We start from the raw sequence: 13,524 nt of genomic DNA, 5'->3' as shown, positions 1-13,524 counted from the left end.
ATTTCCAGACTAGATTTCTCACTCCCCGTTCTCTATGCAGTAAGGGATACCAGTCCTCCTTTGTTAGGAAATTAGGATACCGAATCAAATAGAATACATTTTTAAAAATCGAGAGTCGCACCAAGGGTGGAGTCTACCCTTTTTTAGGGTGCTAAGGTAGCAGACCCATCTTTATTTATAGAAAAACTTGATCGTTCATAAAAATCATCAGAATTGCAATTGTTTATTGCTTGTTTCTGATGATTTTTTTTGATAGTTACGCAAAGATATTCAGGCTATGAATAATTCGGGATTAATGTTAAATAATTGCAGAATCTTGGCGATGGTTTGAACATATCGATTTTCAGCTTCTAGGTAGTCTTCTAAAGTTAATACTTTCCCGTAGAAGGTATCCCCAATATCAGATATGGCGGTCCAATCTTCAATGTAGTTGAGATTGCTTTTGTCGTATTTGTGAATGGAAAGTGCTGGCATATATGGTCCTTTCGTAGTTATGTGAAGTCGACCGCCTCATGATAAGGTGGTTGGCGTTCCTGCCAATAGAGTCCGTGTTTTTCGACTAACTCTTGCACTTCCTTTTTGTGACCGTAGAAGGAGAGGAAGAGGCGGTAGGAGGAATCGAATTGGATGGAGATGTGGCTTGTACTTATCCAAGTGTTATATCTACCTTTGAAAATTAATTGGAATAGAGTTGAAAAATCTTCTTTTTGAACAATAAATGATTCAACGGTCCAATCTTCTACATTTTTATCATACTCATGTAATTTTTGGAATAATATTTCTTCTTGAGAAGTGAAGTACTGGGCAGGCACTCCGAGTTCTTGAATGGTGGTGAATCCTAGACCTCCATTGACGGCTAGTTGATTTACCTGGAAGTACTCCAAAAAGTCTAAAACTAGCTGGAGGTATTTTTGTTCCACAGTTTGGTACTCTCCCCAATCCAGCCCATTTTCGATTTCTTCAAAATGACTCCATTCGGTATAGGTACGATTCAAGGGATTATCTTTAGAAATACGAAGGTCATGATGATAATCACCTGGTGGATTTATCTGACCATCGCCCCAACTAAAAGACAAAGCATTTACATCATCTGTATCTAAATGGTAGGGGGCAATGGAAAACTCCTGCCAGTAGAGGCCTTCTCTATTAATTATTTTTTGAAATTCTTTAAAGTGTGCTTTACTGGAACTTTCAATATACATGTAGTAATCATAACCAAAGTGAATATTTATGTCATCTCCAACAATTCTGCACCCCAAAGTATCTCGTAAATTGAATCGAATTACCTCAGATATCTCAGTCCGATTTAATAGAGTTCCATCATCTATACGTTGATAGAGAAGATACTGATCTGGTGTCAGAGCAGCTTCTTTCCTTGTTCTTTCACGACTGTCAGATTTACGACAATAGAAAACAGATAAGGTGTTTACTTGAAGTAAATCTAGTATGTTTTGAATAGTCTGGACATACTGGGTTTCTACCTGGAGGTAGTCTTCAAACGATAGTAGTTTTCCATGAAACGTTGACCAATTTCATAAAAACTGGTCCAATCTTCAAGATAGTTTGGATTGCTTTTATCGTATTTGTGAATGGAAAGTGCGGGCATATTGTTACTTCCTGTATTTAATGAATTTGGATTAGATGGTAATGGGATTTGTATTCATTCAGATAACAAATCTAGTTTATTTAGGTGAAGTAAACGGCTTCGTGATAAGGTGGTTGGCGTTCTTGCCAATAGAGTCCGTGCTTCTCGACTAACTCCTGCACTTCCTTTTTGTGGCCGTAGAAGGAGAGGTAGAGGCGGAAGGAGGCATCGAATTGGATAGTAATCGAATCATCTGTAATCCAATTAGTAAATATACGTTTGAACATTAGTTTGAATAGGGTAGAAAAGTCTTCTTTTCGGACGATGAATGGTTTTATAGTCCAATCCTCTATAGTTACTTCATATTTATACATTTGTTGGAATAGTGCTTTTTCTTGAGGGGAGAAGTACTGTTCAGAGATACCGAATCCCTGAATGTTGTTAAGGTGTAGACCGTTGATGGCAAACTCACTTACTTGGAACTTATCCAGGAAGTCCAAAACCAGATGGAGGTATTTTTGTTCCACTGTTTGGTACTCTGCCCGATCCAGCCCATTTTCGATTTCGTCAAAATGACTCCATTCAGTATAGGTACGATTCAAAGGGTCATCTTTGGAGATACGAAGGTCATGATGGTAATCACCTGGTGGATTGGTTTGACCGTCGCCCCAAGTGTAGGTTAGGGCATCTCTAAATTCTTCTTCTATTTTAAAGGGAGAAGTTGAGATTTCCTGCCAGTACAATCCATGGTCTTCAATAATTTGTTTACACAATTCCAGTTTTTCAGAATTTGCAATCGTGATTGCTTCGTAATAGTCATAACCGAAATTGACTTCAATTTCAGGACTATATAAACCACACCAAATTGACTCACGTAAATTAAGTCTAATGGTTTCAGAAAGTTCACGGTAATTGAGCTGTACTCCATTGTCTATTTTTTGGTAAAGGAAGGCCTGTTTTTCATTCAATAGTCCATTCTGTTTGACGTATTGAAGGCTATGATACTTTTCAATAGTTCGTACCTCCAGTTTTTGAATATGAAATAAGCCCATAATGTTTAGGATTACTTGGACATATCGATCCTCTGTTTCTAAATAGGTATTGAGGGTGAGAGGCTCCTCATAAAATGTTTTTCCTATATCTGAAATAGAAGTCCAGTCCTTGACGTAGTTTGGATTAGTTTTATCATATTTGTGAATTAGTAGTGTGGGCATGGTGTTACTTCCTGTATTGAATGAATTTGGATTAGAAAGTAATGGGATTTGTATTCATTCAGATAACAAATTTAGTTTATTTAGGTGAAGTCAACCGCCTCATGATAAGGTGGTTGGCGTTCCTGCCAATAGAGTCCGTGCTTCTCGACTAACTCCTGCACTTCCTTTTTGTGGCCGTAGAAGGAGAGGTAGAGGCGGAAGGAGGCATCGAATTGGATACTAATAGAACCGTCTGTAATCCAAGAAGTAAATACACGTTTGAACATTAGTTTGAATAGAGTAGAAAAGTCTTCTTTTCGGACGATGAATGGTTCTATAGTCCAATCCTCTACAGTTTCTTCATATTTATACATTTGTTGGAATAGCACTTTTTCTTGAGGGGAGAAGTACTGTTCAGAGACACCGAGTTCCTGAATATTGTTAAGGGATAGGCTGTTGATGGCAAACTCACTTACCTGGAACTTATCCAGGAAGTCCAAAACTAGCTGGAGGTATTTTTGTTCCACAGTTTGGTACTCTGCCCAATCCAGTCCATTTTCGATTTCGTCAAAATGACTCCATTCGGTATAGGTACGATTCAAGGGATCATCCTTGGAAATTCGAAGGTCATGATGATAGTCACCTGGTGGATTGATGAGTCCATTATTCCAAGTAAATCCAAAAGCAACTTTATTATCTTTATCCTCAGGATAGTAGTGATTTTTTGAAGGTCGCCAAAATAATCCATGTTTTTTAATAATATTTATGATGTGATGTAAGTCAGATTTATCTGCTATTTTTATGGACATATAGTAGTCATAGTCAAAGTAAATAGTGATAATGGAATTAGATAAACTACAGTCAATACTTTCACGTAAATTGAGACGGATAATATCAGCAATTTCATTTCGGTTTACTATGAGTCCTTTATCTAATTTTTGATAAAGTTGACTCTGAACAGAGGTTAGTCGTCCATGTTTTTGGTGGTAACGTAGACTGAAAAATTTTGAGCACCAATCAACTGTCAGATTTTGGATATGAAGGAATTGTAAAAGTTCTTGGATTGTGTTAACATAACGGTCTTCTTCTTGAAGGTAGCTTTGGTAGGTTAGAAGTTGCCCATGAAATTTTTGACCGATATCTGATATGGAGGTCCAGTCATCAATATAGGTTGAATCTTCTAGGTTATATTTATAGATGTCAATTTCTAACATATACTCTCCTTGTGCAGTAATTTGTTATTGTCTATTTATCTCTACTTCAAGAAAATCAAAAATAGTTTAGGAAATGATGCCCATGATAGAACTAGGATTTATCGAGGGGAGATAGCAATTGATAGCTTTGATTTTTAAAGAGTATTTACTTTGTAGGACAAAGCAGGGAATGGTAAGACGATTGAATGAAGCAACAAAAATAGTGTGAAATTAAATTCTATCAGTCATCTATACGTTTTAGATCTTTATCATAAGTTCCTTTTCGAGCATCCTTACTTAACAATTTTTCTTTGGTATCGGCACCTTTCCAATATCCTCCTTTATGACTAGCATGATCTGGAGATATAAATTTAGGACCTTTACCTTTTACACGTTCATAAATTGGCTTATCATGTTTACTCCTTTCTTTTATCTTCCTATATCCTAATTCTTTAGCAAGTTTTGTAGTTTCTGGAGAGGGAACATAGCCTATAATTACTCTCTGCCCTGGATGGATGGCGAAATTGGAAATGTTATTCCATTCTACCAGTTCATCCATTGTGATGCCATATTTTTGAGCGATAAGCCAAACGGATTCACCGGCTTGGACGGTATGAGTTGTGAGTCCGGAATAGGGTGCTTGTGTTGGTTGTTTGAGAATGAGGACTTCGCCAGGATGGATGGTAAAGTTTGAAATATTGTTCCACATAACCAAATCATCCATGGAGACACCATGACTTTGAGCAATTCTCCAAACAGAGTCTCCAGCTTTTACAGTGTAGGATTTATTTGCAGTGGCTGCAGAAGGACTTGCTGGATTTTGGGTAATGAGTTGTTGGCCAGGATGGATGGTTTGATTGGTGATGTTATTCCATTCTAGCAACTGTTTCATTGTGATACTGTGATCATGGGCGATTCTCCAGATGGAGTCTCCAGCTTTGACAGTATAGAGCGCACCAAGTTGAGGTAATGGTTGTTTCGTAATCACAGGTGGCAAGGGATTGAGGGGAGGTTGGGTTGTGATGAGGGTATCACCAGGATGGATGGTAAAGTTTGTGACTTTATTCCATTTTACTAGGTCATCAATTGTAATTCCGTGCTCTTTGGCAATTTTCCAGATAGAATCTCCAGCTTTGACAATATATTGGGCTTTTTTTGCAGCCGATTTTGCCTTAATGTAAACTTTTTGTCCTGGGTGAATGGTGTCATGTTTGATGTTATTCCAAGCTCTGAAGTCAGCCATGGAGATATTGTATTTTTGTGAGATGGACCAAACAGATTCATTTGGCAATACTTGATGCTGGAGACCGTTATTGATAAGAGTGTCTGGCTTTACCAACACCTTTTGCCCTGGGTGGATGAGTCCGTTTGTAAGTCCATTCCAAATGATGAGGTCATTCATTTTAATGTTGTATTTTTGAGAGATAGACCAGACAGATTCATTTGGAAGAACAGTATGTTTTTTTCCTGATAAATTGTAGACTGGGAGTTTGAGACTGCCTGTATAATAAAAGACAGAGGCAGCAACTTGGCCATAGGCGCGTGCTGGTGCAGTATATCCTCCTGTGTACTGAGGAGTGTAGGAGTAGTTTGGTGTATAGCCATAAGACTGACTTGGCTGATAAGTATAGTTTTGAACGGCATAGTAACCAGGACCAGTATACGTATAACTTTGAGCTTGGCTGATTGATTGAATTCTAGCTTGATTGTTTACATAGCTTTTTGCCATGGTAGCATACAGTGCTTGTTGCCGTTGATAGGCTTGAGCACGTGCGTATTGATAGCTGTTATTGATTGCCTGAGAACCAAAGTAGGCGATAACTGCAGTTCCGAGAGCTTTTACTCCAGCAATAATATAAGGTGCAGCTTTTATAATAAGTGGAATTCCCGCTGTAATGGGCATTCGAAAAGTTTGATTTGTTTCAGAAATTGAATTAGTCTGTGCTTGTGAAGCGGCTAGGTCAAGTATAGTTTGTGTAAATTTTTCGGGATTGTCAGCACTTCTTTGAAGTTGACGGAATTCTTCTTCAGTGCTGTTTAGAATTAAGGTGTCAACAAGATTCCCAAAATCTTGTTGGGCTTGCGAAGTCTGGTAGAAAGATTTTAGTTTCGTTTCAAATTCAACTAAATCAGAGGTTTCTTCCAGTTCTTTTTTCTGTTCTGGAGTCAAGGTCTTCTTGAATTCTTCTAATTCTTTCAAGCTATATTCTTCATTAATTTGGCGAATAAGAATACTCTCTAAAACTTTTTGTTTACTTTTTATATCTGGGCTAGCTTCCAATAATTGATGTTCTTCTGGGGTTAGATTGGCAAGGTACTGCTTAGCCTTGTCCTCGAATTCAGCCGCAGCTTTTTGTGGATTGCTTGGCTGGTTATTACGGAAGGGACTGTTGGGACTTGGAACGTCTGATTCTGGGAGTTTTGTTGCTATATTGATTTCGGTGACAAGATTGTTCTCAGCTGGTTGAGACTCCTGTTGAGAAGGCATGTTTACTTCAGGAATTTGTTGGGAAATATCTAACTCGGAAGGAGTCGGGGTATCTTGGGTTAAGGTCGGTGGGACATTGTAGTGATTAGCTTCAGGAACTTGGAATCTAGAATTGTCATCTGTTGTGGGTTCGAGCTGAGTGGTTGGAATCTCTATGTCAGCTAGTGTCGTTTTTTCATCTGCAGATACAGTACTTGTGATGAATTCTGTATTAGCAAGGAATAACAAGGTGCTCGATAGTAACAGAGTACGATAAATATGTTTGGGTTTCATAATAACCTTCTAAATCAATTCCAGGTGTAAGGATTTCCCTACAAGCAAAATGTAACCGTTATCACTAGTGAATACCTTCATTCTAACAAAACCTCAAATGATACACAAACAATATAAATAAACGTTTTTTAATGAAGTGTTTTCTGTAACATTTCTGATTGTTATCTAAAATTTTTCGAGTTCATTCACTATTTTTTCAATTACCCTAATCCCTTGCTTCCTCTAGGTCTGTGCTATAATTGTTTTATGGAAAATAAGAAAAAATTACTACTCATTGATGGGTCTTCTGTGGCCTTTCGGGCTTTTTTTGCCCTTTATCAGCAGTTGGATCGGTTTAAGTCGCCGTCTGGTTTGCATACCAATGCGATTTACGGTTTTCAGTTGATGTTGTCGCATCTCTTGGAGCGGGTGCAGCCGACTCATGTTTTGGTGGCTTTTGATGCGGGTAAGACGACTTTCCGGACAGAGATGTTTGCGGATTATAAGGGGGGGCGGGCCAAGACGCCGGATGAGTTTCGGGAGCAGTTTCCTTTTATTCGGCAGTTGCTGGAGGTTCAAGGGATTCGCCATTATGAGTTGGAGAATTATGAGGCGGATGACATTATCGGGACTTTGGATAAATTAGCTGAGGGTGCCGATTTTGAAGTGACGATTGTATCGGGTGATAAGGACTTGATTCAATTGACGGATTCCAATACGGTTGTTGAGATTTCGAAAAAAGGGGTAGCGGAATTTGAAGCCTACACCCCTGACTATTTGATGGAAAAAATGGGGATTACCCCTGCTCAGTTTATCGATTTAAAGGCCTTGATGGGGGATAAGTCAGATAATATTCCAGGGGTGACCAAGATTGGGGAAAAGACAGGTCTCAAGCTCTTGGCAGAATACGGGTCTCTAGAGGGGATCTATGAAAACTTGGACGGTATGAAGAAGTCCAAAATGAAGGAGAATCTGATCAATGACCGGGAACAAGCCTTCTTATCTAAGACCCTAGCAACCATCAACACCCAGTCGCCGATTGTGATTGGTTTGGAGGACCTTGTCTACCAAGGTCCGGATGTGCCAGCCTTGGGACAATTTTATGAGGATATGGGCTTCCTCCAATTGAAGCAGCAATTAGACCAATCTGCTGGGGGTTCAACTCCGGTGGAGCATGCTCCTTATCAGGTGGTGGCGGAGCCAACGGCGGAGATGTTTGGAGCAGAAACCTTCCTTCACTTGGAGTTGTTAGGTGAGAATTATCATGTCGAGCCTTTGCGGGGTGTGGTTTGGGGAACCAAGGACCAAATTTACGTGGGGCAGTCTCCAGCTGTTTTGGAAAGTCCGGTGTTCCAAGAATTCTTGCGGCAGACTCCTCTGTATGTTTATGACTTTAAGAAGGTCCAGGTTTTAGTAGACCGGTATGGTCTGAACTTGCCTTTGCCAGCTTTTGATAGTCGTTTGGCTAAGTATCTCTTGTCCACGGTTGAAGACAATCAGATTTCGACCATTGCGCGTTTATATGGCAGTCGTCCTTTGGTAGAGGATGAGGTCATTTACGGTAAGGGTGTGAAACGGGCTATTCCGGAGGAAGAGGTCTTCTTCCAGCACCTGGCTGATAAACTAGCCGTTTTGGTGGATACACAGGAGTCCCTTCAAAGCCAATTGGTGGAGCAGGAGCAATGGACGCTCTTGGTAGACATGGAGCAGCCACTAGCCAAGGTTTTGGCCAAAATGGAATTGGCAGGAATCAAGGTTCAACGTGAAACATTGGAAGAGATGCAGGTTGAGAATCAGGCGATCATCGAGGGCTTGACCCAGGAAATCTACGACTTGGCGGGCGAGGAATTCAACATCAATTCGCCGAAGCAGTTGGGCGTGATTCTCTTTGAGAAGATGGGCTTGCCTTTGGAGTACACCAAGAAAACCAAGACGGGCTATTCGACTGCGGTGGATGTTTTGGAACGCTTGGCACCGATTGCACCGATTGTGGCTAAGATTTTGGACTACCGTCAGATTACCAAGCTGCAATCCACTTATGTCGTGGGCTTGCAGGATGCCATCGCAGAGGATGAAAAAATTCATACTCGCTATGTGCAGGATTTGACCCAAACGGGGCGTCTATCCAGTACGGATCCCAACTTGCAAAATATCCCGATTCGCCTGGGGCAGGGACGTTTAATTCGTAAGGCTTTTGTGCCTTCCTTTGACGACGCTGTCTTGGTTAGTTCGGATTACTCGCAAATTGAATTACGGGTCTTGGCACATATTTCTCAAGATGAGCATTTGATTCAGGCCTTCAAGGATGGTTTGGACATCCATACTTCTACAGCTATGCGGGTCTTTGGCCGCGCTACAGCGGAAGAAGTATCGGACTTGGATCGTCGCAATGCCAAGGCTGTCAATTTCGGTGTGGTTTATGGAATTTCAGACTTCGGACTGGCCAACAACTTAGGCATTACACGCGCCGAAGCCAAGGATTACATCGAAACTTATTTCGAGCGCTACCCTGGCATCAAGAATTATATGGACAGTATTGTCCGTGAAGCGCGTGACCAAGGCTATGTGGAAACCATTTTCCATCGCCGTCGTGCACTGCCGGACATCCATGCTCGGAATTTCCAAGTACGCTCCTTTGCGGAAAGGACAGCCATCAATTCCCCAATCCAAGGGTCTGCCGCTGACATCCTCAAAATCGCCATGATCAACCTGGACCGGGCCTTGGAAGAAGGCAACTACACCAGCCGCATGCTCCTCCAAGTCCACGATGAAATCGTCCTCGAAGTTCCCAAATCAGAACAAGAAGCCATCACCACCCTCCTCAAAGAAGTCATGGAAAACGCCATCCAACTCACCGTCCCCCTCATCGCCGACGGCAACGCAGGAGACACATGGTATGAAGCGAAGTAACCCAAACATCTGGGAGATGTTTGGGTCCCGATCCTAGAAAAAGGAAAGTGAAGCCAGTCATGGGAGTGAGCATCGAATAGATGACGGTATAGGCTGGCTTCGGGTATTAGGGTTTTGGGATAGAAGAGAGAGCAATTTAGAAACAAGCGAGGTCAGTAATGGCAAGAAAAACAATCGATCAGATGACCTGGACCAGTATTTACCAGGCCTATCTGAACAAAGTTCAACGAAAAGAGCGTAGTCAGGATGAATTGGATCAGATTCTAAGCTGGCTCACAGGTTACAGCCCTGAACAACTTCAGTTCGATTCAGAAACTCGAACCCTAGCGAACTTCTATCAGGAAAGTCCTGCTTGGAATCCAGCTGCGGACACTGTCACAGGAACAATTTGTGGTGTTAAAATTCAAGAATTGACAGATCCTTTGATGAAGCAAATTCGTATAACGGATAAGCTCGTTGATGAACTAGCCAAGGGTCGTCCCCTAGAAAAAATTCGGAGGTCCTAATATGCTTGTAACAGATTCCTCTACGATTAAAAAACTTCTTGTAGAAAGCAAGACTATTGCGATTGTAGGACTTTCCCCTAGAGAAGATGCTGTCAGTTACCGAGTGGCATCTTATCTTCAAGAAAAGGGCTATCGTATTGTCCCCGTCAACCCACGTGCTGTCGACCAATTAATTCTAGGTCAGCAGGTCTACCCATCCTTGGAAAGCCTCCCTTTCCCAGTCGACATCGTAGACGTTTTCCGTCGCAGTGAGTTTTTACCGGACGTTGCGGCAGACTATCTTAAGATGTCCACGAAACCCAAAGCCTTTTGGGCTCAACTCGGTCTTTTTAGCCAGGAAGCTTTGGATATGTTGGAAGATGCGGGAGTTGCAGATATAATGATGGACCGCTGTATCAAGGTTGACCACCATATGTTGGTGGAGGATGATACTAACTTGGCTTGTGAAATTTAGTAGTTATCAAAGATAAAAGAACTCCACAGATAAAGGATTTTGATACGGTACGTATCATTTGTCCTTAATCTGTGGAGTTCTTTTTTGTCTACTAGTTCGTTAAGTGAGGACGCAGTTGGAGAATTTCTTTAAGTAGAAATAGCTTTTTACGAATTATCTTCCTTCTACAATGGCTGCAAAAGTATCTCTCAATTCAGTGTTGTTTGTTGGATTCATGTAGTATAATCGTTCAGGATTACCTTGGTTTTGACGAGATACTAGCACAACTGGTTGTCCTTCGTGAATCGTAAAATGATAGAAGATAGGGAAGTTTTTGTGAACAACACCGTAGCTAGCTACAATATTGTAGTCAGCGGTTCCAAGTCCATCATTAGAGAAGGCCACTGTAACCTTCCTTTCGTTTGTGAGTTCAGCTACATCCGCTACCCGTTCGCCGACTACGATTCGATCTTGCTCCGTAAAGCTCATGACACCAAAAAAGTCGTCGTCATCTCCTGGAGCATAGGATTTGTAACCTGGTTGTCCCATTTTATTTCCGAACTCAACCATATAGTTGGCTAGTTGTTCAGCTTTCTCCTGGTTCCAAAGAGCTTGGCTCGCATTAGGATTGGTTTTCGGGTTGTCCGTCTTGCTAGAACTGCTGGACGTGCTTTGTTCAGTCGGATTTTTTGGACTGCTTGCATGGTTACTACTGGAGGTTACTGGATTGCCGTTAACTGATTTCCATTCCAAGGATGATAAGTCAACTCTCTCAGGAGGAGCAGAATTGCGATCAGCTTTTAAATTGTAAGTCTTTTTCTCAATCACTTCAGCAGCTGTATTATCTTTCTTTAGTCGATAAACTTTGTAATCAGCATTGCTGCTGCCAGCCATGACTTCAAAATGAGTAATGGTCTGATTTTTATTGATGGCGAAAAAGCTGCGGTAACCATCTGTAGAGGCTTCGTAGTTTTGAGCCAAATAGGTTGGAGAGCCTTCCTTGAGGTAGTAAAGAAGCTGGCGCTTTCCATCTGTTTCAGCTATGAGTTCATCGGTTCCATTGTCATCGATATCATAGAGGGCATAGCGCACAATTCGATCGCCATTCGGTTTTAAATCTCGATTGAATAGTTCTTGATAGGCCATAGTTTCATCGGTAGATACAGTGAATCCGCTTAGAGATAATAAGCTCAGTCCTAAAATTGCATACTTTTTCATAGTACCTCCTTTTTTCTTTTATTCTATCATATCTTTTTGTGGTAAAACTTTTGTTCCAGCCTTTTTATTAGGAAATGGGAATATGTAGAAAGGTTAGTGAATACAAGTTGAAAAAATTAACGGTTTGAAAAAATAGTGAGTTTTTCGTCCCAAATACGGGAAGTTTGAGTGGATAGGGATGATAGGAGGTAGAATGAGGTTATCAAAAGGAGGTGAGTCACATGAAACAGCTGATAAAGTCCTATAGAATTTGGTATGGACTTGCGCTTACTTTTGCTCTTAGTGCATCGATTTTGATGACCTTATTTTCCATCGAACTAGGAACAATTTTAGACAGCCTAACTATTTCGACTCACGAGCTACAGAGGCAAGTGTTTCTCTGTGTTCTGACAATTATAGCTTGGTACCTATGTTCTTGGACATCCTCATATGTTAAAAATTTCTATATCAAAAAAATTATTTTAGATTTAAAAGATCGTTTAGTTCAATCCTATCTTAATCAAAATTTTCCTGAAAGAAAATCAGAATCCGAATTTCTTAACTCGTTGACAAAGAACATAGACTTACTTCTGGAAAATCATTTAGTGGCCAAATTTAATATGGTAGTGAATCTTGCCTCCATGCTGATTAGTATCTGTGCTCTCATGTTACTTGAGTGGAGATTAGCCTTACTTTTCCTGCTCCTTTCCTTGCTTACAATCAATTTATCCCAAATTCCTGGAAAGCTAATTAAAGCTGCAACGGAGACCTATACCTCTAAAAATCAATCTTATTTAGACATAATGACAAATTTTTTAAAGAGTTTCGAGCAGATAAAGTTACTAGGTATCCAAAAAAGGATGCAAGAACAGGTTGGAAATTCAACACAGGATTTTGAGAATGCTAGACAAGCCTATCAATACGGGAGAGATCTTGCTTCTAATACCGGTACTTTTTTAAGTTTCTTCTCACAAGTAGCATGTATGGTGGTCGGTATTATCTTTGTAAGAAATGATTTATTGACAATTGGTCTATTAGTTGCAAGCATTCAACTCCTCAACGGAGTATTTGGTCCTTTCCAAAATTTCCTCTATTCAAAAAATCTGATTCAGAGTGCAGATTCAATCTTGGTTAATTTTGACGAACTTATAAGACCAGAAAATCAAAAAAATGTTATAGCAGAATCAAAACAGTTGGCGGAGGCAGTTTCATCCATAAGTATACAGGAACTTAGATTCGAGATTGACAATCGAATCCTCTTTTCGGACTTTTCTTTCGAATTTCAGAAAGGAAAAACATATGCTGTAGTCGGAGAATCTGGGGTGGGTAAAACTACACTTATGAAATTGATTTTAAACTACTATTCTTCTACAAAATATCAGGGGAAAATAGAGATAAATGGAGTAGCAAATGATCAAATAAATTCTCAAAGCCTTTATAAAGAAATTGCTTTTGTACAAAAAAATGACTTCCTTGTGAAAGGAAGTGTATTGGATAATATTGAACTGGGAAATTCAGCTCCATTATCAAACAAATTAAAGGAAGTAATGGGATTTGATAGCCAGTTTTTACAGAAGTCTGTTGGAGGAGATTATAGTCCAGTTTCGGAAGGAGAGAAACAACGAATTGATTTGTCTAGATTTTCTACCATTTGTCAACCATTTTTCTAAAAATAGGACAATTTATTTGGCAGATTGATGCCTGCTGAGCCTAGTTGTGAAGCAAAGAGAAGGGGATTTTGTGTCAAGGCCTTGAGCGTATGCGTGC

The 13,524-nt window shown here is 40.3% G+C and carries 11 protein-coding genes; 4 read left to right on the top strand and 7 right to left on the bottom strand.

The annotated features are described in order from the left end of the window. Positions 1-270: 270 nt before the first annotated feature. From I2503_RS07285 to I2503_RS07265, 6 genes are all read right to left on the bottom strand, one after another. Positions 271-474, bottom strand: a complete 204-nt coding sequence (locus tag I2503_RS07285; protein WP_196092482.1) for a hypothetical protein — start codon at positions 472-474, stop codon at positions 271-273. Between the two features lie 17 nt (positions 475-491). Beyond that, positions 492-1,259: a hypothetical protein gene (locus I2503_RS07280; protein ID WP_196967521.1), complete on the bottom strand. Its 768-nt coding sequence runs from the start codon at positions 1,257-1,259 to the stop codon at positions 492-494. Between the two features lie 218 nt (positions 1,260-1,477). Then, positions 1,478-1,606, bottom strand: coding sequence for a hypothetical protein (locus tag I2503_RS09800; RefSeq protein ID WP_267904633.1), 129 nt, complete (start codon positions 1,604-1,606; stop codon positions 1,478-1,480). A gap of 80 nt (positions 1,607-1,686) precedes the next feature. After that, positions 1,687-2,799 (bottom strand): hypothetical protein, encoded by a 1,113-nt coding sequence (locus I2503_RS07275; protein ID WP_196967520.1) that lies wholly within the window; start codon positions 2,797-2,799, stop codon positions 1,687-1,689. A gap of 80 nt (positions 2,800-2,879) precedes the next feature. After that, entirely contained in the window at positions 2,880-3,992 is a 1,113-nt protein-coding gene (locus I2503_RS07270; RefSeq protein WP_196092465.1) for a hypothetical protein, read from the bottom strand. A gap of 220 nt (positions 3,993-4,212) precedes the next feature. Further along, on the bottom strand, positions 4,213-6,732 hold the full coding sequence (locus I2503_RS07265; RefSeq protein WP_196967519.1) for a LysM peptidoglycan-binding domain-containing protein: 2,520 nt from the start codon (positions 6,730-6,732) through the stop codon (positions 4,213-4,215). A gap of 246 nt (positions 6,733-6,978) precedes the next feature. Here I2503_RS07265 and polA point away from each other — a divergent pair, with 246 nt between their 5' ends. The 3 genes from polA (at position 6,979) to I2503_RS07250 (ending at position 10,581) form a co-directional block, all read left to right on the top strand. Further along, the gene (gene polA / locus I2503_RS07260; protein WP_196967518.1) at positions 6,979-9,621 is read left to right on the top strand and encodes a DNA polymerase I; all 2,643 of its coding nucleotides are present in this window, start codon (positions 6,979-6,981) and stop codon (positions 9,619-9,621) included. Between the two features lie 158 nt (positions 9,622-9,779). Further along, positions 9,780-10,127 carry a DUF2200 family protein gene (locus I2503_RS07255; RefSeq protein WP_196092296.1) on the top strand — a complete coding sequence of 116 codons (348 nt, stop codon included), beginning with the start codon at positions 9,780-9,782 and terminating at the stop codon, positions 10,125-10,127. A 1-nt stretch (position 10,128) separates the two neighbouring features. Continuing rightward, positions 10,129-10,581, top strand: a complete 453-nt coding sequence (locus tag I2503_RS07250) for a CoA-binding protein (protein WP_196092295.1) — start codon at positions 10,129-10,131, stop codon at positions 10,579-10,581. Between the two features lie 153 nt (positions 10,582-10,734). Here the strand turns inward: I2503_RS07250 and I2503_RS07245 are convergent, their stop codons facing one another. Then, a complete protein-coding gene (locus I2503_RS07245; RefSeq protein WP_196967517.1) occupies positions 10,735-11,778 on the bottom strand; it encodes a DUF4767 domain-containing protein in 1,044 nt (347 codons plus the stop codon). 221 nt (positions 11,779-11,999) lie between these two features. Between I2503_RS07245 and I2503_RS07240 the strand changes: the two genes are divergently transcribed. Beyond that, positions 12,000-13,427, top strand: a complete 1,428-nt coding sequence (locus tag I2503_RS07240; protein ID WP_196967516.1) for an ABC transporter ATP-binding protein — start codon at positions 12,000-12,002, stop codon at positions 13,425-13,427. Positions 13,428-13,524: the final 97 nt, after the last annotated feature.

Source organism: Streptococcus sp. NLN64, assembly GCF_015831295.1.
In the GTDB taxonomy this organism is placed as follows: domain Bacteria; phylum Bacillota; class Bacilli; order Lactobacillales; family Streptococcaceae; genus Streptococcus.
Note: the sequence above shows the minus strand (reverse complement) of the source record. Positions and strands in the feature narration are given on the sequence as shown.